This window comes from Pseudoalteromonas sp. ABV4_021, assembly GCF_056159365.1.
This window is the reverse complement of the sequence record NZ_JBSWVB010000001.1, coordinates 2,027,720-2,047,768: the sequence shown is the minus strand read 5'-3', so window position 1 is coordinate 2,047,768 and position 20,049 is coordinate 2,027,720. Positions and strand designations below refer to the sequence as shown.

Below are 20,049 nucleotides of genomic sequence, written 5' to 3'. Positions count from 1 at the left end.
CTAACGTGTTAACTAGGTGTTATTGAAAGAGAGAAGCGGTTTATCGAATGCAATTATTAGATAAACCACAATTTAGTATTTAAGGATGACCTAAGTAGTTACGAATTGACGTTCTGAATATTCTCGCTTGGCTTAATCCAGAGCGACTCGTTTCCAGAACATCTTTCTTCTCGGCGTTCAGGAAAGTGCACATATTTATATTTACCTTTGAGGTTTTTTCACGGCATTCAACCACAGTATAGAGATGCCCATTATGAGTAATATTAGGAATGGCATTCCATTGTTCTACTGCTGTTTGAATCGATAAGCCTCTTTGACCAATTAACGATAACAATTGGTTATTTGTGTTATTTACATGATCGTTAATTGCTTGTGTGATTGTGCCGTTACCTCGCACTGCTCTGATTCTGCCGACCAAATCAGAGTCGTTATAAGTCATGGCTCGAGCACCTAACTTTAAAATACCATTACTGTTATTTGTGCCTGTGCCGATAAAAGAAGAATAGCCCTTAAAGTTTGCGCCTAAAGCATCTTTTGCCCAGCCGCTACCGCCGCCACCTAACCGGTTTGAGTGGGTCAGTACCACATTTATAAAGGCTAAAAATAGCGATAAACGCAATCCCTCAATCTGAATTTGAGGTATATTGCGGTGGTGCCAAAGCGCAGCACCTGCTGCAAATAATTCCTGTTGAGCGGTAACTGCGGCTTCTGCAATCGCGATGACTATTCGCTGCTTTCTTCTATCTCCTACGAGCATTTTTATACAGTTTTCTCGGCGATTAGCATTTGCGCTTAGCAAACGATGCACCCCAACACCCACAGTGGTTTGCAGGCTACCACCAATACTGCTGGGGCGAAATTTACCCCAGCGGTTATCTGTAGTACGTGTGCCGCCATAATTAAAGGTGTTTTGACCTGTTCTGACTCCGCGAGGACCTAATGCTTTCCACACTGAGTTGCGTAATCGCAGCAAATTGAGGTCATTAATTCTATGGGGTTTAGAAACCAGCTCTGCAGGACTTGATTTACCAAAATTATCCGAGTCTTCAGGTGTTATATAAACACCTCTAAAGTTTGCATAACTTCGCGAACGTACCAAGGGGGTACGTTTAAATACATCGTGAAAATTAGCTGCTTGAATAATATCTTCGTTATTCCATCGAGATGAAACACTACCAACGCCTTCAACTTCAATTCCTATTAAAGGGTGGCCGGCAAGTGGTGCCGCTTCCGTATCTATCGGCATATAAACATCCTTTTTATTGCTTTGAACAGCAAATAATTTAGTTTTTATTATAGGAACAAAAATGCTACCACAGACATATAAAACAGCAAAAGTGTTTGTTATACAAAATAAATAATAATCAAACTTTATATAGTGCTAGTTTGTGTATGGGCGTAATAACATTTACTTAACCTGAGCTGCACATAAGAAGTGGAACTAAATGCCCTTGCGGTGATCAGATCTTTCGACCAAGAAACATAAGATTACCGAGGCAAGGGCATGAATAACTTAGATGCAATTTACGTAGATGTCGATGATTTTTGTTTATTGTTTGAACCTCAATGGCTTAAACACCTAATAGAATCAGGGGAAAAGCAACGCATTAAGCCATCTCGACTATCCTCCAGCGAAGTGATGACTATATTAATTGCCTTTCATCAATCAGGTTATCGCGACTTTAAAACTTACTACACCAAATTTGTTTGTCAGTATTGGCGACATTATTTTCCTGATTTAGTTAGTTATACACGCATGTTGAAGCTACTTCAGACTACGTTACCTGCTTTGTGTAGCTATCTGAAACAGCGATTCGATAAACCAACAGGCATTGCATTTATCGACTCCACTTCTCTCAAGGTGTGTCACAACATGCGCATTCCTCGCCACCAAGTTTTCGCGGGAGAAGCCAAACGAGGCAAAGGAACAATGGGCTGGTTTTATGGCTTTAAACTTCACCTCATCATGAATGATGAAGGTGGTTTATTAGCAGTAAAAGTGACAGCTGGGAATGTTGATGATAGGAAACCTGTACCAGATATGGTCGCTAATGTTACAGGGAGTTTATACGCTGATAAAGGTTATGTATCTGCAAACTTAAAAGCGGAACTTGCTGAGCAAGGCATTGATTTTATTACAGGTCAACGAAGTAATATGAAACGTCAGCCAATATCAACTTGGGATAGAGCGATGTTATCAAAGCGTTTCATCATTGAAACAGTTTTCGACCAGCTGAAAAATATGGCTCAAATAGACCACACAAGGCACCGCAGCTGCATCTCATTTATGGTTAATTTAATGGCTGGATTAATTGCCTATACCTTTCAGACTAAAAAGCCGAGTATAAAAGTGGCTCGGCTTTAATACTTATGCAGATCTGAGGTTACTTAGCATCGCTAAAGCTAAATGATATTGCCAATATATTACGGAAATCAGACTTGTGTTTAAAAAGCCATAAAAAACAAAAAAGCCCGTGCAATGCACAGGCTTTTTATATTTGGTGGGCTGGGGTCATCTTAACTAATGTTGTAATCTTTTGAATTTTAAAGTTTATGTTAACTACATTTATGGTTGGTACTACCTTTGGTACTACTTTGGATCGATGCTAGTTAAGTGTTACAGGTCTAAGTTGAATATGTAAATTAATCACTACAATTTTCTTTTTCTGAAACTCCCAGATCTTTCTTCAAATTTGGAAACTTGTACAATAAACGGAAAAAAAGCTCTGCTCCGATAAAAACTACAAATGAAACAATACCCAATAGAGTGTTAAACGCTAAAAGTAAAATCATTAATCCAAAGATACTAAATACTGCAGACACGCCAGCAATAAATGCTATAGCTAGACCATTATTGATCAAATCAGAAAAACGTTCATCGGAACTGTTGCCATACACGACTAGGCTAAAGGTTGTTGTTACCACAATTATCAAACTTGAATAAAGGAATAAGCCCTCTAAACGATAAGTGCTAAGTATGGTTGGGAGTAATATTAAATAAGCGAAGCCAATCGAGAGGCTTACTCTATTTAAAAACAAAACTCTTTGAAACCTAGTTTCTTGTTCAAACAAAATATCAATCCTTGTAAGATACTATTCCGTTCTATTTTTAACTTAAAGCGCTGTTTTTGTATATATTTTCAAAAAAATAACGCGGAAGTGGAAATGCCATTTTTACGGGGTTTTTAATAATGTGAGATACCTCGAGTGTTTTCTACCCGCATTACATGGGGCTATCACTCTAAAGTACCTTTTAAATTTTTCCTTATAAAACAAACTACGAACTCAAATTACTCTAAATTTTTGAGAAGTAGTTTTGATTTTTAACTAAAATGAATCCTCTTTTAAAGTTAACTTTCTTCATACTAGCAATTACTTAGCGTCTCTGGTAAAAATAAAGGCGATACGTTTGTTGATGGAACAAGTAACATGTTAGATATTTCAAGGAACTATGGTGCATATGGATAATGAAAATAATATCCCGCAACCAGACGCTTCAGGTATTAGAGGTAATCAAATAAAAGAAAATGATTCTATACCGTTGGTTGAAAGTAGACCATTTGAGGGTCTTCAAATGGTTAGAACGATAGAGGGGTTAGCAAGTTCTCATGCTCGCTCTTTAGGGGGAGAAGTGACATCAGCTTTAATTGCTGGCGCTACTTCTCAGTTGGCTAATGATTACCAAGAGTTGAAATTTAAGTATCACCAGCTGAATGAGAAATATGAAAAACAAAGAGATAAGCTCGAAGAAATAAAAATAGATAAAGCTGTGCTTTCTGAAAAAATTAAAGCTGATGGGCGGAATAAACACTTGCGTAATTTGTCTATCACTATAGGAACTAGTTTGTTCGGAACTGGAATATTTTTAAGTAGAACAGAATTGGATTTATACGCGTATGGAGCTTATGGTTTTGGCTCACTTCTTCTTATATTAGGCTGGTTTTCCGATAACAAGGAGAACCAAAAATGATTTTGTCAGGGATAGCAGAGCTAACGTGTACCTCTGTTTTAGAGCGTGGTGTTCCAAATAAAGAGTGTATCGCGATTCAGGTAAATCAAACAATAAACCTAGGGCAATTTGGAATTATGTTAGGCCAGTACTCAGGTTTAAATAGCGCTGTACCACTAAGGGATAATTTATTTTGGTTCGGTGATGGAGTTGTCGAGGCTGGCGATTGGATATTTATTTATACAGGTTTAGGAACTCCAACTAAATCTAGATCAAAAGATGATAAATTCAATGTTTACAGCACATTCTGGGGTCGTAACAGCACAATGTTTGCTAATTCAAATGTTGTGCCTATGTTATTCAGAGTCGATGCTGTTAATGTTTCAGCTCCCCCTGAAAACTCTCCACAAATAGGCGTCTAGTTACTAACAAATGCTGAGCAAATATTTTTTTGTCTGTTCCGCAGCACAATAGATTTAAAGGTTATCATTTTATTGGTTCGTTATGATGTTGAGTTAACTATTAACTATCAGATTATCCAAGTGCTGATTTAAATAGCTAAAAAAATAATTCTTATTTATTTCGTGTAAAAATTTAGCTTCGGGGCTGTTCTATAACGCTGTAAAGCTCGTAACAATTGAACACCCCATACCATATAAGAATTTATTTTCGCCAGAAATGCCTATTTAGTTTACGTTTTATCCCTGTTTAAGCCCGTTTTAAAGGCTTTTTTGGTAATAAATATGTAAACGTAAACTCGCTTTCAAAATGGCTCACATGTATTCAAAACTCGGGCAGGCGAAATACCCTCGAGGCGTTAACTATGAATAAGGACCCAGTTTTTAGTCAAATTCGACTAGAAAATTAGTCGATTTTGACTAGTTAATCGGTGAATTATTGCATGTTTTGCTCTTGGAACTGACGAAGGGTGTGCCCGATAAGAGTTATTGCGATCTAACTGATTCTGTTTCTTGACGTTTATAATGACGCATTTCTTCCGACTATATTAATTCTTTATCAAATAGACCCAAAGATGGATAACAAACTTTTGTATAGAGAAATAATGTAAAATTTAACTCTCGCAAGCTTATAAATATTGTGCCATTTAAAGCCTAAAAATACAGAACACTATGTTTTTCCTAATACTCCATATATGGCGTATATATCCAGCTAATAGCGGTAACTACCGTTTTTCGAGTGAAAACAACGTTGCTTCAAATCAAATTAACAACATTTCAATTTGTATATCCCATGACTCTTGTTTAATGTGTATTAAGAATATGTAACTAAATATAAGAAAAAGGAATTCTAAAATGAAAAAGTTATTGATACCTTTAGCGATCATCACTTTGTCTGGTTGTTTTGGGCCCGAAAAATTCGATTCAACTGACCAATCATCAATTCAAGCTTCTACTCAAGCTATTATAGAATCATTACCAGAATCTGATCGTCCCGAGTTTAAGAAAGCAATTATGTATTACTCTATTGGTGGGAAAGAAGGTTTGTCTAGTATGCTAGGAGCCGCTTTTACCGGTGCAGATAAAGCTCTCACCAAAGAAAGTTTGATAGCTGCAAACTTAAGCTCATTAGATGGCTTAACCGGACAAGAAATCTTAAGCAGATATAGGAACCAGATTGAAAGCAACAAAAAAGTTTCTGCACTCAAACTAGAAGCAGAAACACTTCTTAAAAATAAGCAATTTCAAGAAGCAATAGTGAAGTATGAAGAGCTCGGTAAAGTTGATTCTGGTTCAGAAGTATCTCAAAAAGGCCTTGATAAAACTATTAAAGCAATGACCGAGTTCGAAGAAAAGCTTAACTACATGGGTAAAGTAGAAATAACCGAGTTTGAAGCGACCAGGATTGATACTTACTTAAAAAAAGACGTTCCTGCTGTTCGTTTATCAGTTAAAAACAATGGTGAGCGCTCTCTCGATAAAGTTAAGGTTATGGTTTATTTCAAAGATGCAGATGGCAATGTAATTTTTGAAGAAGATTATTTTCCAGTTTTAGTAAACAATTACTCAACCCGGGACAAACCATTGAAGCCTGGCTATATCCAAGAACAAGGTAAAGGCAAGTATTACACTTTAGACTCAACCCTATCTACTTGGAAAGTTGGAAGTGCTACCGCAAAAGTTGTTGATATAGAATTTTCGAATAACCTTTAATTTAATTTGGCGTGAGCTATCAAACACTCACGCCTTAAGCGCAATATCACTAGTAAAGTATTCTCTGTATGCATTTAATGCTGTTGTCATTTAGATATGTTAAGGCGCTTGGGTAGAACTTGTTGAATCGAACAAATGGGAGTCAATGTAAGCCAACTTTCGAGTTCGTAAACCACTTTCAAGCGAACAGCATTTGATTCCTTAACATATCCATCGATTTTTCATGATTACGCCAGAAACCGCCACACACTTTTAGCCATTTACGCAGCTTTTTGATGTCATTATTTTACGTATCTTTAATTTGTGTGATGTTTAGGACTAGTGTGTCTGTCACTATTACGTGAAAGTTATATTGAATCGACGCTTTTCCATTTTCCCACCGTTGATAGTTCCTGAAAGTACGACCGTATAAGCGTGTTAGTTCGAATTGTGTTAATTCTCAAAAATTCCGAGCTTTACTTTAGATCTTAAAATTACGTAGGCGTTTAAATTTTCCTCTACGGGAAATTCTAAAAGTCGCTGTAAGCCTCTAATTAAAAGCTATATAGAGTTTATGTTGATATTCTGATGTCGGGATTATGTCGGAGTATTAATGTCTATTATCACAAACTATGAAGTTACATTAAAAAAGGTGACATAAACAATAATTCATATCTCATTAATTAGATTACTTTATACCAATTGATAAATGTGATTAATAAACAAAAAAGTATATTATTTCAATTAGTTTAGTTGTGGGTAGGTTACAAAAGTGAAATATAAAAACCTGATACTTTTAATTTTTGTTTTAATTATTATAAGTTCTTGCTCTTCCTTCATGTCTGGATCAGATCCTGTACCTATGAGTACCGCTGATAGGAAGTTAATTATAGATTCAGTTAATGAAATGAAACGTATACCAATAGTTAAGGATTCATTAAAAGAGGATGGAACAAAAGTTTTTGTGTTTGCTTTTGACGGTACTAGCAATGATAAAGACAACTTTGATGCTAATGATGAAAGACAAACTGTCGTTGGTTACCTTTTTTCTAAGTTAGAAAAGGAAGGCTTAAAACCGGCATATATTGTTGGGCCAGGAGTAGATGACCTGGGTGACGCAGTAGCATGCTTTACCTGTGAAGAAAAAGCTAACGAAGCTTTGTCTATGCTAGAAGAAAAGGTTAATAAAAGCATATCGTTAAATGTTGATACTAAAATCAACGTTGTAGTTTTAGGATTTAGTAGGGGAGCTGCTATTGGTCGTCATTTTATGAACCTTCTAAGCACTAAGTGGCCAGCAGAAGGGGAAATTCAAGTTAGAAGTTACAGCTTGCTGTTCGATACTGTAGCTACTTCGGTAACAAATGAGCTCATGCTTGGAATCGCCCCAACTTCCAATTATTTAATTCATATTATTGCCAGGGATGAACGTAGAATTAAATTTCCAGTGATCATTGACGAAGATTTGGCTTTTAAAGCTAAAACAACAGATCATTTTGTTACTACTCCTAGGTTAAAACAAGTAACTTTGCCAGGTGTTCACTCAGATATCGGCGCATCATATAAATATGGAATTGGGACATTTTATAGGTATTTGGGAGAAGTAATATTGGCAAGTTATGGACTTATGCCACAACCTATTACTAAATTTAATGAAGACTTCTTTAGCCAAGGCGCTCATGATTCGAGAGGATGGTTTTCTAAATCATTTGGTGTCAAAAATTATCTAGATGACCCCAATGCTAAAAGGGAAAGCATAATTAAAAAAAGTGTTCCTATTTCAGTTAAGCGAGCTACAGAAGTTGAGTCTGAAAATAAGCGCCATGATTTCAAAAATATGCAGTCTCAATATGGTTATAATGAAACCCATCCAATAATCTTTACGGTTAATAAAAATGGTAACTACCTGAAAATTCTGTCTATAAAATCAAGCTATCTTACTCCGTCAGAAAATTACAAATTGGAAAGTGTTGATGGTCAAAGGTACATAACATTTAATTATATAGGACAAAAGCAAACTCAGTGGTTTAAATTATCACACAAGATATGGGATGCTTTACCTGAAAATAGGACTTCTGAAATTGAAATGACATCAGTTATTAAGGAAGGAATCATTCAGTCATTTATATTAGTTAATAATAAAAAAGTGGAGAGGTATAATTGACTTTAAATATACTTTACCTTCTCGAACTTTTTAAGACCGAACTTCTAAGGTATAACAAATAAATTATATAAAACGCTGTGTATATGAACATTGCATCTATATAAATCGTTTTCAGTATTCGGAAGTCAGATTTATTTTTACTTAAAATTAAGTCTGACCTTTTAAATATAAACTGAGGTACTGAGTTTTAAAGCATGTCTACGAGCTTGATTGTCTGCTTCATCCTATCTTCGATTAACCAAAATACATCATTTATCTCTTCATCTAGAACTTGAGAAAGATTGCTCCTAGACAACGAGCCAGCAAGCGCTCTTGTTTGAGCTAAAACACTGTGAAGTTCATCGAAGACTGCTAGCTTTTCAGATTGTGTTAATTCTTTTTTCATTTCTTATTTCCTTATGTTTTTATATTGATGTATGGCTATATATAAAGTGCCCCAGTTTCTGTACTTGGTAACACCCTTAAATAGCCCCTGACGGGTTCAGTTTCTGTACTCGTCAGAGTGTTTTCAAAAAGTTCGGGTACAGTTTCTGTACTCGTGAGTATTAGTTCGGGTACAGTTTCTGTACCCGCTTAAATTGAAATTAACTCCAATTTGTTCTAGGTGGAGTAGCACTGGCAGCTAATGAATGTTTGGGGTTTCCATTTGAGTAAAATACTTCATCAATTGGTTGCCAACTTACAGCGTATAAGCTGCACACTCTTCGCCCATCAACACCAGCTATGCCTTTTCTGGTTTCGACTATAAGCTTCTTCGAAAGTAACTCTTCTTTACACCGTTGAAGCGTTGCTTTTGATTTAAAGCCACGTTCTTTTAATAGTGACCAGGCGCAAGTTAGATCACCATTATTAGCGGCTTTTCTCCCCTTATACTGGCTAGCTAACTCAAGAAGCAGCTTTACAGCGCTACCTGATAGGTTTTTATAGTCGCTACTCTCCATTACCTTTCTCGGTATGCCTGCAAAGCCACCTTGACCAATCCAAATGTCTTTAGAGCTTTTCTTTGCCATTAAGCCCCCTTGAGCGTTAGCGCTCGTATATTGGGGTTGAGTAGGGCATTAATAAGAGTTCAGACTCTTGCTTTGATAAATATTGCGCTTTCCGCCTTACTCTTCGTTCGTTGATTGCAACTAGTATGCGTTTAGCGTCCTTTAAGCTTTCAATAACATATTTAAAGTGGCTACCGATCCCATCAGGGTTTGGCTGGTTGAATCGAATAAATTTAAAACCATGTTTTCGCTCTAATTCAGTAAAATAATTACGCCCACTTGATAAACGAACATTAATCAATATATCGTTTTCAGTTACCCCTTGAGGGTTCGATAAAATATAGTAATAAGCACGTTCTTTCTTGCACTGCTTTGGTAGTGAAAGATTTTCACTACCCCTGTTACCTTTACCAATACTTGCAAAGGCGTTACTATTTAAATTGGCTATATTAGTGGTTGCGGCTTGTATGCCGCGCTGCTTCATACTCATTGCGGCTTTCCTTAAACAAGTTGCTTACGTTGCTCTATTAGCTCATTAACGAGCTTCTGAATCTCTTGATGAGACTTTCCAGCTACCATTGCTTTCAATACTGTTTGCATTTCCTGCAAAACAAAGCCTACGGCTCTACCGCCTAATGAAATCGGTGGCGGAATAAGCCCATCATTAATTCTGTTCTGAAGAGTGCTTTTTGAGCACCCAAATACTTCTAACGCTTCTGGTCTGCGAATGACCGTTAATTGCTCATTAATCATAAATAGCCCTTATAGTGGTTACTTGGTTTAGATGAGGCAATTATTAGAATTGAACCAATTTTTGTATATATTCAGTACTGCATGGGCATGCTTTTGCAGCTAAAGCACACTTCCAGTTTTTTTGAATTTCACCACCCACTTCGCAATAGTTTCCCGCGCTTGAATGTCGTCAGCGCTGAGCCCGTATCTGTGACGCTTGTCGAACCCCCTAATCAAAGGAAGTAAGTCCTTAGCAAGTGATCTTGCTGATTTTGATTCAACAGTATTTAAGCTTCGAAGATGATTGTTAAGATCTGTTTTAATGTTCGCCAGAGGCTTATTTCTTTTATTTGCATTTTCAGAAGCTAAGTTTTTTTTGTATTGCTGTTTAAGTATCGAAGGAAAATTAGATAAAGAAGCACCATGAAGCATTTGATGGTAATACCAACTTCTAGCTTCAATTGAGTCTGTCAGAAGCCTCAAGAGAGAAGAATTGAAGTTTTGAAAATCTAAGAACTTGAATAAACTCTCTTTCTTATTTCTTATTAAGGCTGCGGTGAGGACATATGAAAGCGCAAAGTAACTTCTATCCGTGAGCTCACAACAGTTTTCAATTTCCCAGTGAACAGGGCCATGAAATTCTTGCTCCCATCCACTTATATCTTCAGAGAGTAACTTATTAAGGAAATCAGGGAAGTAATCGGTTAGATATAGCTCTAACTTATTAACTTCCTCTTCGATGTTAATTGGATTAGAGCTATTTAGATAGAACTCAAGTATTGAAGTTAAAAAGTTTATGTTGTGGCTAACTAAACCGCCTAGCCAATCATCTGTTGCTAGCATCATATCTATCCAGCCATATTCATCCTTGAGTTCGTTATAATCAAAGCAGTTAAAATATTCCATAGCTTGGAGCTCAAGCATCATTTGTGCTTGCGAGAGTCCATAAAGATTTTTATCCATTTTATCAAATTACCTTTAAATGTTGCTTCCCTGAATCAATGCTTTTACCGCTTGCACAAGCGGAAATATGTTCACTCCACCAAATCATCATTACTCGCCTACGGTCTAGATAATCAGCGCGGTTGTATGCGCGTCTAACTTCATTTTTGTCTACGTGGGCAAGAGCTGCTTCTATTACATCAGGATCAAAGCCTTGTTGATTCAGCGTGGTACTTGCAAGCGCTCGTAAGCCATGGGCGACTAGGCGCTTTTCATAACCCATACGCTTTAACGCCATATTTGCTGTTTGCTCATTTGTATGGCTGCGCGGGTTTCTATCAGCAGGGAATAAATACTCTCTATGCCTACTGAGTGGCTTTAAACGTTCAAGTATTTCTATAGTTTGATCACTTAAAGGAACTATATGCTCACGCTTTTTCTTCATACGCTCAGCTGGTATTGTCCATAGCTTATTATCAAAATCTATTTCTACCCATTTAGCACCAGCCGCCTCACTCGGGCGCACCATAGTATGAAGTTGCCATTCGATAAGTAATCGCGTTACTAATTTGATACTGGCATAACTAATATCATTTAATAATTGCGGTAGTTCTTCGGGTGTTATGGTTGGCATATTTTGCTTAACAGGCTTTTGAAAAGCAGCTCTTATACCTGTTAATGGATTTGCGTGAATCAGACCTGTGTTAACAGCAAAGTTCATTACTTCGTTTAGTCTTTGGCATAACCTTTTAACTGTCTCAAGGCTACCTTTTGCCGCTATCGGCTTTAGAATGTCGATAGTCATAGGGGCGTTAATTTTATTGATAGGGTAGTTACCCATTGGAGGAATTAAGTGGTTTTCAATTGAACGCCAAAGGTCAATGCTATGTTTTTCGCTTACTTGAGTTTGTTTAACCTCGAACCAATTCTTTGCGACTTGAGCAAAGGTATTTAAAGCTGCTTCACTTTTCTTACGTGCTATTTCGTCTTTGTGTTCTTTTGGGTCAATTTCCTTGGCAAGCAAAGCCCGATATTCATCACGCTTTTTTCTGGCGTCAGCAAGTGTTACTTCTGGATAAGTACCCAGTCCAATAGAGGTACGCTTATTTGTATGAGGTTTGTAGTAATCCAAAAGCCAAGATTTAGAACCATTAGGTTTTACTCTTAGTTGTAATCCATTTCCATCTGATAACTTAAAAACCTTTTCTCTAGGCTTTGCGCTTTTGATTTCGGTGTTCGTTAGGGGCTTTGTCCTTGCCATAAGTAGTACCAACTTTTCTAAACTTTAGGTGTACTACTTAACGTACCACCAAAAACTTTAGGTGTCACTGGTCACTAAAAATCTTTAATAATCTCTAACTTGTTGATATTTGGCGCTTGTGAGGAATTTCAGGCAAAAGAAAAGCCGCTAAAAAGCGGCTTTGTCCTTGCTATTGGTGGAGCTGGGGGGATTTGAACCCCCGTCCGAAAAGCGTCGACCTTCGGTCCTACATGTTTAGTATCGTCTTTTGGTTAACCTTTAAATCTCGGACGAACACGATAAGTAAAGGCGAGGCCGCTTCAATTTAGCCCTTCAACCCCGGCCAGGGTTTCCGTAGCGATCTTGTGTAGGGTGACACTTCGAATCTCAGTCCACAAGCATACTTGAGTGAAGTGCTAGCGGGAATTAAGCCGCTAGAGCGTAAGAATCGTCGTTTGCGATTACTTTAAATACGGCTTTTTTACGAGGCCAGCCGCACCTCGACATGCACCTTAGGCTTCATGAATCCCGTCGAATCCTAATCAGCCCCTGAATTTGTTTCATCTGAATCATACTCAGTTGGTACGATTATAACGCTTAGTTTTTATGTTAAACAAGGGCAAAGCACAATTAACTGTATTTAAATGGTTTAATCGCTTTAAATTTAAACGAATGTTGATTTGAAAGTGAGTTGGCAGGGATTGCTTGCTTGTTAATATTGCTCGGCGCTATACAATGCAGCTGATTGAAATAATGGAGGTTTTCAATGAGTATCAGTAAAACAATAATAATATGTTTGATGTGTATCGCGATGAATGCGGTTGCACAGAGTAAAGTAGCACTGTCGATTAATGTTGAAAAACAGATTGGTAGCAACGTGTGGCAAGTAAGTTATCAATTGCCCAAATTTACTCAAACGTTAGATTTTTCTCACTTACCACCTCATTTCCTGACTAACCATTTTGCGCTTAAAGGCAAAGCGGTGGTTAAAGATGACAGCACAATTCAGCTAACTAATCCTAATGACATTTTAATGCTTGAAGTTTCCGATGGTTTTGATGTGAGTGAACTTAGATTTAATGCGCCGTTTATTAACTTTTCTAACAACGGCGCGTTTTATGCTGACTATTTTGTGCCACATTCACTGAAAGTAGCGGATGAATTACTAACACGCGATGCGCTAAGTGTGACATTTTATATAACAACAAAGATGAAAAATGAGCAAAATCAGCGAACGCGCACCATTAACAAGGTATCGTCGTTAAATTTAGCGCAGTTTGTGAGTCTAACTTCACCGTCTAATGCCTCTAATGATAGTGTTTCTTTCGTTATTGAGCCAAATTTGCCAAATGAGTTTAAAGTGCAGCTTGAGCAAAATAGCGCTAAATTTATGCGTTATTTTAGCCAACAGTTTAATTCCCCATTAAACCGCGACGTTACATTTTTGATTAACGCTAATAGCAATGCGCCATACATTGGCTTTTTGGGTAGTGCACTATCCAACCAAGTTATGTTTGAGATATCAGGGCAAGATGCAGTTCAGCATCCGAGTAAATACCAACGAACAATCTATTTAACCCTAGCACATGAAACGTTACACCTTTGGAATGCGCATTTTTGGCACCCATCAGACGGCACACCCATTTGGCTTTACGAAGGCCCAGCAGACTTTTTTGCCTATCGCGCAATGGTGCATTCAGGCTTAATGCCACAATCGCATTTTGAGTACTTTTTACAGCAGCAACAAAAAGAGTGTTTAGAAGGGATTAAACAAACGGCGCTTTCACATTTGGAGTCAACACCTGCAATTGGTGCAAGTTATCCATGTGGTCGGGTATTTTTCGAAGTGTTAGCTAACGCATTGAATAAAAATGGTTTTGAGCTTTGGTTAGCGATTATGAATGTAAGCGAAGGCCGAAGTTATTTGGTAGAAGATGTGTATGTGTTTATTGAAAGAGCCGAATTATCAGACTCGCTAAAACACGCGTTACAAGACATCTTATTTAACAATGAAAAAGCACATGACGCGCTGAAAAGCATTATTTCAGCGCAATCGAAGAACTAAACGCGTCACTGAGTACGCGCTTGTCATAATCTGTTTCACTCATAATCCATGTATCAAAAGTAACGGTGGTAATAAACTCCGCCGTTACTCGTCTACTTGTCCAGAATCGTTTGGCATTGGCCAGCCGCCTAGGGCTTGCCATTTATTCACGATGTAACAATAAAGCTCGGCGGTGCGCTCGGTGTCATACAGTGCGCTGTGGGCTTGGCTGTTATCGAACTCAATGCCTGCGGCGCGACATGCTTTTGCAAGCACTGTTTGGCCAACCGCTAAGCCAGCTAGGGTGGTTGTATCAAAACTTACGAATGGGTGAAACGGTGTGCGCTTAATATTATTACGCTCAATTGCGGCATTTAAAAAGCCGTGATCAAAGGCCGCATTATGCGCTACCACAACGCTGCGCTGACAACCTGCTGCTTTTTGTGCTTTGCGCACAGCTTTACAGATTTCTTTTATTGCTTCATCTTCTTTTACCGCGCCACGCAAGGGCGAAAACGGGTCAATGCCATTAAACTCAATAGCTGATTGCTCAATATTGGCACCCTCAAACGGTTCTACGTGAAAATGCACAGTTTTGTCGATACTTAGTTCGCCTGAATCGTCCATTTTTAGTAGGCTGACAGCAATTTCTAACAATGCATCGGTTTTATTATTAAAGCCTGCGGTCTCGACGTCGATAACTACAGGAAAGAAACCGCGAAAACGCTTGGCAAATAAAGTTGTTGGTGCTTCAGCTTGAGACATATACTTACTTTCAGTGCTTATTAAGGCCGCGTATTATGTCAAAATTAGGTTGTTGCTGACCAGTAAAATATTACGCAAGGACGTTTGATTTAGGTATATTTATTGCTTAAATTTTAATAGGGTGTTGCTTGTTGCAGCGGTGTTTTAATTTAACCAAGCGTTTATCAGATTTAGGAGACCTCAGTGCTAGTAAAAAAGCAAGTACAGTGTTTGTTCGTTGGTCTGTCGATGGGTGCTGTGTTTTCTGCCAATGCGGCGCTACGTAGTTACGGCGCAGCTGAAAGCAATGCAATTTGGAATACCCCTGAAGCATCACGTTTAAGTTGTCAGTTAGAGCATAATATTCCGCGCTTTGGGAAGGCGCGATTTTTAGCGACTGCGAGTAAAGATAAACCACTGCATTTCACGTTAGATATGCTTATTAAGCCAGAAGGATACGATGTTGCTGATGTGCTGTCAGTGCCACCTATTTGGAAAGCGGGTAATCCTGCGCGTAGCTTATTTGATGCTAATTTATTGAAACAGTTTGATACAGAGCTAGATTCCAAAGCATCTTGGTTACTGCTAACCGAACTTGAAAAAGGCAATGTGCCTACGTTTTATTATCAGGATTGGCATAACAGCCAAGACAAGATCAAAGTTGAATTGTCGTCGGTTAATTTTCGTCGTAATTACTTGAGCTTTTTAGAGTGTCGCGATGCGCTATTGCCATTTAGCTTCGATGATATTGCGTATACAGTGATGCGATATGAGTCGAATAGCAGTGAGTTAACGCGCGACTCGAAAAAGCGTTTAGAGAAAATAGGGTTATATTTGGAGAACGATCCTAATATTGATTCGGTGGTAATTAATGCCTACACCGATTCATACGGTGGTCGCTATATTAACCAACAACTTTCTGAAAAGCGTGCCGATGCAATTAAAAGCTACATGACTGAAAAGGGCATAGCAGCAGATAAAATTGTAACGCAAGGGTTTGGCGAAAAACGCCATGTTGCAACCAATAACACCATTATTGGCCGTGGCAAAAACCGTCGGGTAGTTATTCAAATAGAAAAGGTTTAGCGGCTTTTAGCTGAAAAGTCTGTTAAGACGGTTTCTAAATTATGATGACGAAGTTATTTCGTCATCATAATACTTACTTCACACCAACTCTCTTGCTGGTAAAAACCAATTTTAACGCGTTTACCCGATACCGTATAAAAATAAGTATAGCGGCCAATATCTTCGGTGATGGTTTCTGGCTCGCCTAAGGTGTTGCGATAAAACGCCATTACTGAATCTAAGTCTTGTTTTACAAAACCGGAGATGATCATAGGGTAATCGTCTTCAAGTGCCATACGTACTTGAAAATCGTTCGGAAGGGGTACGTCGTCAATATTTGCTTGCGCAGCAAAGCTAAAGCTCATTAAAACGCCCAGTGCGATACTGCAACATAACTTCTTCATTTTGTTACTCCTGATCACCCATATATGGGTTAACTTTCTAATAGTGTTAAGGATAGTCTAACGAAATCGGATGAGGTAACTATTCCTTGCAACCGGTTGTTGTCGTCTACGACTGGCAAACATCCGTGCCGATTATTTAAGAAAAAGCGTGCCGCCTCGGTCAATGGCATTGTCGCGTTGGCGAAAACCACGTCTTTATCCACTAGCTCTGAAACAGGTACTTGCTTTTCCCTTCTATTTAACGCATTTACGCCGTATTTGTCTAGTAAATACATGGTTTTAGCAAGCACACTTTTTTGCGTTACCATACCGTAAAAAAGGCCATCTTCTAAAACCGGAATATGGCGAATATTATGATCTTTCATCATTTGGTGAACATCAGCCATCGTGTTGTCTAGTTCAATTGATAGCACGTCACACGTCATTAACTCTGCAATTGTTTTTGTCATAACTATTAACTTATTAGTGAACTTAATATTAAGTTTAGCGCTTATTTGTTTTGTCGCTTTGCGCTAGGGCAATGTAAGCCCGAATAACTGTTGTTTTTAGTGCAATTAAACCTACCAGCACTTCATCTCAAAGTAACTATTGCAAATATAGCGTGATTTTCTAATACAATTTTCGCATTTTTACAATATAACCAATTGAAAAATATACATTATCAAAAAAACTGTTAGTTTGCCCCTATATTTAGAACAAAAGTTAATATATTGTATACAGTATATTGAATCCATGTTTTATCGATTCAATATGTCGTTCAGCAACGAAACTCGATACTGGTTTTATCGAAAAATTATGACAACAACAATTGGAAATAAACAATGAAACTTACAAAATTGGCGTTGGTGCTTGCCACATTAAGTTATGGTCAAAGTGCGTTTGCAGCCAGCGCGCCTATTTCACAAAATCAACCTAAGGTTCACCATCATGGTGTTGAGTCTAAGCGCATGGACAACGCGCCAACTGCGGTAACCACTCAACAATCAACGCACACTTTCGATCATGCGCACAAACGTATTCATACGCTTAAATCACAAAGTATGCAGCAAGCCGCTGCGGCAACGTGTGATGTGAATGCCCTAGCAACTAGTAACTCAACCCAGCTAATAAGCGAAATTAAATCGCAGGGTACAACTTGCGTTAATGAACTATTTGGTGCAGCGAGTAACATTCAAGTTGCGGCGTACGATTCAAATAATATGTACGCAGTGGCGAATCACGTTAAAAACCTTGCCGATAGCTATCAAGGCGGTGGTGATAACGATATCGAGGCATTATTTTTGTATCTGCGTGCCGGTTATTATGTGGAGTTTTATAACGACCAAGTAACGTTTGCGTCTTGGGTAAAACCAGCTGTTAAAAATGCCATTGATGCATTTGTAAATAATAGCCATTTTTACGATGACAATGATGCGCACGGTAAGACACTTTCAGAAGTACTTATCACAATGGATAGCTCTGAGCAGCAAGATGTGTATTTACCAGTGGTTGTTGAATGGCTAAACCGTTGGAATGCAAGCTACGCAGGCAAGTGGAATATGCGTAGTGCGGTAAACGGCGTATTTACAATTTTATTCCGTGGCCAATGGAATACTGAATTTAAAAATAAAGTTGGTTCAGCGAATGATTTGGTAAGTGCACTTGCGAAGTTTACAACAAGCACTTATATGATCGATTCTGATGCTGAATTTATGATTGCAAATGCTGCACGTGAATTAGGCCGATTAAAACAATACCCAGGTACTATTCAAACAGCTGTTGATGCAGCGTTAAATCGCATTTTCTCAGATTATCAAATGTATGGATATGGCGATTCGGTATGGTTAGGTGCGGCAGATACAGCGGGTTATCACGGTAGCTGCGATACCTATAATATTTGTGGATTTGAACAGCAACTTGAATCACAAGTGTTATCACAAACGTATACCTGTAGCAGCACGATTAAAATCCGCTCACAAAATATGACTAGCGCGCAGCATCAAGCAGCGTGTAGCAAAATGGGTTATGAAGAAACTTACTTCCACGGTCAACTGCAAACCAATAACACACCAGTTGCTGATGACGTAAACAGCCAGTTACAAGTAAATATTTTTGATTCAAGTGACGACTACGGTAAATATGCAGGCGTTATTTTTGGTATTAACACGAATAATGGTGGTATGTACTTAGAAGGCAACCCATCAACACCGGGTAACATTCCAAACTTTGTTGCGTACGAAGCAAGCTATGCGAATGCCGACCACTTTGTATGGAACTTAGAGCACGAGTATGTACATTATCTTGATGGTCGTTTTGATTTATACGGCGGCTTTAACGCACCAACAGAAGCAATTGTGTGGTGGAGTGAAGGTGTTGCAGAGTACATCGCAAACGAAAACGATAATCCTGCGGCAATTGATACTATTAAAGATGGTTCGACTTACAGCTTAGGTACGGTATTTGAAACTACTTACGATGGTTTTGACCAAGATCGTATTTACCGTTGGGGTTACTTAGCAGTTCGCTTTATGTTCGAAAACCACCGCGATGAGCTAAACCAAATGTTAGCGTCAACGCGTTCAGGCGATTGGGCAGGGTATAAATCACGTATCAATACTTGGGCAACAAACTATGATGCTGAGTTTACGCAGTGGACACAAGCACTTGCTAACGGTGATACAAACCCACCACAAAATAAAGCACCTGTGGCGGTAATTAATGGTCCATATAGTGGCGAAGTGGGCGAGTTAATTTCGTTTACGAGCAATGGCTCTTATGATGAAGAATCAAGTATCGCGTCATACAGCTGGGACTTTGGCGATGGCACAACAAGTTCAGAAGCTAACCCAAGCCACAGTTACGCAACCGCTGCAGACTATGCAGTAACACTTACTGTGACTGATTCAGAAGGTGTAAGTGCTAGCGTGTCAACTACAGCAACAGTGACAGGTACACAGCCACCAGTTGGTAATGAACTACAAAACGGCGTAGCGCAGCAAGTAACGGGTAACACCGGCGATGAGAAACGCTTTGTTGTAAACGTACCTGCAAACGCCAGTGATTTAGAAATTACTTTAAATGGTGGTTCGGGTGATGGTGACTTATATGTGAAGTTTGGTGATGCACCAACAATGGAAAGCTATGATTGTCGTCCATATGTTGGCGGTAATAGCGAGCGTTGTACTATTGCAGAGCCACAAGCGGGGACTTATCACGTAATGGTTTACGGCTATGCTAATTTTGATACGCAACTAAAAGCTAACTACACAGTACAAAGTGGTGGTGGTTTTAATGTACCAAATGCATGTGCAACAGAGGGTCCAAGTGGTGGCGGTCGTTTATACGATGGCGATGTAATGTGTCTTGCTGAACAAGAACCAATTTGGTTAAGCATTGCGGATGTAAGTGGTGCAACAAGTGTAGCTATTACTACGTCAAATGGTTCTGGTGACATTAATCTAGAATATCGTAATGGCGGTTGGCCAAGTGCTGGTAGTGTAGATGCATCATCACTAAATGTGGGTAATGGAGAGTGTATTTACATTACTAACCAAAGCGAGTACTGGGGTTATGTAAAAGTCTCTGGTACCGCTAGTGGTGCGTCGATTGTTGTCGACTTTAATACGCCAGGTTGTCGTTAATTTCCC

Annotated in this window: 19 protein-coding genes and 1 other RNA gene; 8 read left to right on the top strand and 12 right to left on the bottom strand. The window is 38.6% G+C overall.

All coding sequences use genetic code 11. The features are described from left to right. Positions 1-79: 79 nt before the first annotated feature. A complete protein-coding gene (locus ACXAFE_RS09585; RefSeq protein WP_475151758.1) occupies positions 80-1,246 on the bottom strand; it encodes a hypothetical protein in 1,167 nt (388 codons plus the stop codon). Positions 1,247-1,504: 258 nt separating this feature from the next. On the opposite strand from ACXAFE_RS09585, the gene ACXAFE_RS09580 reads away from it, so the two are divergent. Beyond that, a complete protein-coding gene (locus ACXAFE_RS09580) occupies positions 1,505-2,365 on the top strand; it encodes an IS982 family transposase (protein WP_475151756.1) in 861 nt (286 codons plus the stop codon). 278 nt (positions 2,366-2,643) lie between these two features. Here the strand turns inward: ACXAFE_RS09580 and ACXAFE_RS09575 are convergent, their stop codons facing one another. Next, positions 2,644-3,072 carry a hypothetical protein gene (locus ACXAFE_RS09575; RefSeq protein ID WP_475151753.1) on the bottom strand — a complete coding sequence of 143 codons (429 nt, stop codon included), beginning with the start codon at positions 3,070-3,072 and terminating at the stop codon, positions 2,644-2,646. Positions 3,073-3,460: 388 nt separating this feature from the next. On the opposite strand from ACXAFE_RS09575, the gene ACXAFE_RS09570 reads away from it, so the two are divergent. The 4 genes from ACXAFE_RS09570 to ACXAFE_RS09555 all read left to right on the top strand — a co-directional run bounded on the left by ACXAFE_RS09570 (position 3,461) and on the right by ACXAFE_RS09555 (position 8,263). Next, on the top strand, positions 3,461-3,970 hold the full coding sequence (locus ACXAFE_RS09570) for a hypothetical protein (RefSeq protein ID WP_475151751.1): 510 nt from the start codon (positions 3,461-3,463) through the stop codon (positions 3,968-3,970). Continuing rightward, positions 3,967-4,371 (top strand): hypothetical protein, encoded by a 405-nt coding sequence (locus ACXAFE_RS09565; RefSeq protein ID WP_475151747.1) that lies wholly within the window; start codon positions 3,967-3,969, stop codon positions 4,369-4,371. The genes ACXAFE_RS09570 and ACXAFE_RS09565 overlap by 4 nt, the downstream gene beginning before the upstream one ends. An 891-nt stretch (positions 4,372-5,262) precedes the next feature. Further along, a complete protein-coding gene (locus ACXAFE_RS09560) occupies positions 5,263-6,120 on the top strand; it encodes a DUF6694 family lipoprotein (RefSeq protein WP_475151743.1) in 858 nt (285 codons plus the stop codon). A 751-nt stretch (positions 6,121-6,871) separates the two neighbouring features. Then, positions 6,872-8,263, top strand: a complete 1,392-nt coding sequence (locus ACXAFE_RS09555) for a hypothetical protein (protein WP_475151740.1) — start codon at positions 6,872-6,874, stop codon at positions 8,261-8,263. A gap of 187 nt (positions 8,264-8,450) precedes the next feature. Here the strand turns inward: ACXAFE_RS09555 and ACXAFE_RS09550 are convergent, their stop codons facing one another. From ACXAFE_RS09550 to ssrA, 7 genes are all read right to left on the bottom strand, one after another. Further along, complete coding sequence (locus ACXAFE_RS09550; protein WP_475151737.1) at positions 8,451-8,648, bottom strand: hypothetical protein; 198 nt, start codon at positions 8,646-8,648, stop codon at positions 8,451-8,453. A gap of 199 nt (positions 8,649-8,847) precedes the next feature. Beyond that, entirely contained in the window at positions 8,848-9,273 is a 426-nt protein-coding gene (locus ACXAFE_RS09545; RefSeq protein WP_475151736.1) for a hypothetical protein, read from the bottom strand. 16 nt (positions 9,274-9,289) lie between these two features. Continuing rightward, positions 9,290-9,742, bottom strand: a complete 453-nt coding sequence (locus tag ACXAFE_RS09540) for a hypothetical protein (protein WP_475151733.1) — start codon at positions 9,740-9,742, stop codon at positions 9,290-9,292. A gap of 11 nt (positions 9,743-9,753) precedes the next feature. After that, positions 9,754-10,005 (bottom strand): helix-turn-helix transcriptional regulator, encoded by a 252-nt coding sequence (locus tag ACXAFE_RS09535; RefSeq protein WP_475151732.1) that lies wholly within the window; start codon positions 10,003-10,005, stop codon positions 9,754-9,756. Between the two features lie 99 nt (positions 10,006-10,104). Next, positions 10,105-10,947 carry a hypothetical protein gene (locus ACXAFE_RS09530; protein ID WP_475151730.1) on the bottom strand — a complete coding sequence of 281 codons (843 nt, stop codon included), beginning with the start codon at positions 10,945-10,947 and terminating at the stop codon, positions 10,105-10,107. Positions 10,948-10,951: 4 nt separating this feature from the next. Continuing rightward, positions 10,952-12,187: an integrase domain-containing protein gene (locus ACXAFE_RS09525; protein WP_475151729.1), complete on the bottom strand. Its 1,236-nt coding sequence runs from the start codon at positions 12,185-12,187 to the stop codon at positions 10,952-10,954. 173 nt (positions 12,188-12,360) lie between these two features. Beyond that, positions 12,361-12,716: a transfer-messenger RNA gene (ssrA, locus tag ACXAFE_RS09520) on the bottom strand. 216 nt (positions 12,717-12,932) lie between these two features. Here ssrA and ACXAFE_RS09515 point away from each other — a divergent pair. Further along, positions 12,933-14,231 carry a hypothetical protein gene (locus ACXAFE_RS09515; protein WP_475151727.1) on the top strand — a complete coding sequence of 433 codons (1,299 nt, stop codon included), beginning with the start codon at positions 12,933-12,935 and terminating at the stop codon, positions 14,229-14,231. Positions 14,232-14,315: 84 nt separating this feature from the next. Here ACXAFE_RS09515 and rnt read toward each other — a convergent pair whose 3' ends face one another. Next, entirely contained in the window at positions 14,316-14,975 is a 660-nt protein-coding gene (gene rnt, locus ACXAFE_RS09510) for a ribonuclease T (RefSeq protein WP_475151724.1), read from the bottom strand. 228 nt (positions 14,976-15,203) lie between these two features. Here rnt and ACXAFE_RS09505 point away from each other — a divergent pair, with 228 nt between their 5' ends. After that, entirely contained in the window at positions 15,204-16,040 is an 837-nt protein-coding gene (locus ACXAFE_RS09505) for a flagellar protein MotY (RefSeq protein WP_475153603.1), read from the top strand. A gap of 53 nt (positions 16,041-16,093) precedes the next feature. On the opposite strand, the gene ACXAFE_RS09500 is transcribed toward ACXAFE_RS09505, so the two are convergent. Both ACXAFE_RS09500 and ACXAFE_RS09495 read right to left on the bottom strand, forming a co-directional pair. Beyond that, complete coding sequence (locus ACXAFE_RS09500; protein ID WP_010559649.1) at positions 16,094-16,423, bottom strand: hypothetical protein; 330 nt, start codon at positions 16,421-16,423, stop codon at positions 16,094-16,096. Between the two features lie 29 nt (positions 16,424-16,452). Next, on the bottom strand, positions 16,453-16,872 hold the full coding sequence (locus ACXAFE_RS09495) for a CBS domain-containing protein (protein ID WP_475151721.1): 420 nt from the start codon (positions 16,870-16,872) through the stop codon (positions 16,453-16,455). A 372-nt stretch (positions 16,873-17,244) separates the two neighbouring features. Here ACXAFE_RS09495 and ACXAFE_RS09490 point away from each other — a divergent pair, with 372 nt between their 5' ends. Continuing rightward, the gene (locus ACXAFE_RS09490) at positions 17,245-20,043 is read left to right on the top strand and encodes a collagenase (RefSeq protein WP_475151720.1); all 2,799 of its coding nucleotides are present in this window, start codon (positions 17,245-17,247) and stop codon (positions 20,041-20,043) included. Positions 20,044-20,049: the final 6 nt, after the last annotated feature.

What these genes read in the sequence shown, in the direction of transcription:
- ACXAFE_RS09545 (WP_475151736.1), bottom strand. Translation starts at nt 9,273, where the DNA reads ATGGCAAAGAAAAGCTCTAAAGACATTTGGATTGGTCAAGGTGGCTTT.
- ACXAFE_RS09500 (WP_010559649.1), bottom strand. Translation starts at nt 16,423, where the DNA reads ATGAAGAAGTTATGTTGCAGTATCGCACTGGGCGTTTTAATGAGCTTT.
- ACXAFE_RS09570 (WP_475151751.1), top strand. Translation starts at nt 3,461, where the DNA reads ATGGATAATGAAAATAATATCCCGCAACCAGACGCTTCAGGTATTAGA.
- ACXAFE_RS09585 (WP_475151758.1), bottom strand. Translation starts at nt 1,246, where the DNA reads ATGCCGATAGATACGGAAGCGGCACCACTTGCCGGCCACCCTTTAATA.
- ACXAFE_RS09540 (WP_475151733.1), bottom strand. Translation starts at nt 9,742, where the DNA reads ATGAGTATGAAGCAGCGCGGCATACAAGCCGCAACCACTAATATAGCC.
- ACXAFE_RS09515 (WP_475151727.1), top strand. Translation starts at nt 12,933, where the DNA reads ATGAGTATCAGTAAAACAATAATAATATGTTTGATGTGTATCGCGATG.
- ACXAFE_RS09490 (WP_475151720.1), top strand. Translation starts at nt 17,245, where the DNA reads ATGAAACTTACAAAATTGGCGTTGGTGCTTGCCACATTAAGTTATGGT.
- ACXAFE_RS09560 (WP_475151743.1), top strand. Translation starts at nt 5,263, where the DNA reads ATGAAAAAGTTATTGATACCTTTAGCGATCATCACTTTGTCTGGTTGT.
- ACXAFE_RS09565 (WP_475151747.1), top strand. Translation starts at nt 3,967, where the DNA reads ATGATTTTGTCAGGGATAGCAGAGCTAACGTGTACCTCTGTTTTAGAG.
- rnt (WP_475151724.1), bottom strand. Translation starts at nt 14,975, where the DNA reads ATGTCTCAAGCTGAAGCACCAACAACTTTATTTGCCAAGCGTTTTCGC.
- ACXAFE_RS09550 (WP_475151737.1), bottom strand. Translation starts at nt 8,648, where the DNA reads ATGAAAAAAGAATTAACACAATCTGAAAAGCTAGCAGTCTTCGATGAA.
- ACXAFE_RS09530 (WP_475151730.1), bottom strand. Translation starts at nt 10,947, where the DNA reads ATGGATAAAAATCTTTATGGACTCTCGCAAGCACAAATGATGCTTGAG.
- ACXAFE_RS09495 (WP_475151721.1), bottom strand. Translation starts at nt 16,872, where the DNA reads ATGACAAAAACAATTGCAGAGTTAATGACGTGTGACGTGCTATCAATT.
- ACXAFE_RS09525 (WP_475151729.1), bottom strand. Translation starts at nt 12,187, where the DNA reads ATGGCAAGGACAAAGCCCCTAACGAACACCGAAATCAAAAGCGCAAAG.
- ACXAFE_RS09505 (WP_475153603.1), top strand. Translation starts at nt 15,204, where the DNA reads ATGGGTGCTGTGTTTTCTGCCAATGCGGCGCTACGTAGTTACGGCGCA.
- ACXAFE_RS09535 (WP_475151732.1), bottom strand. Translation starts at nt 10,005, where the DNA reads ATGATTAATGAGCAATTAACGGTCATTCGCAGACCAGAAGCGTTAGAA.
- ACXAFE_RS09580 (WP_475151756.1), top strand. Translation starts at nt 1,505, where the DNA reads ATGAATAACTTAGATGCAATTTACGTAGATGTCGATGATTTTTGTTTA.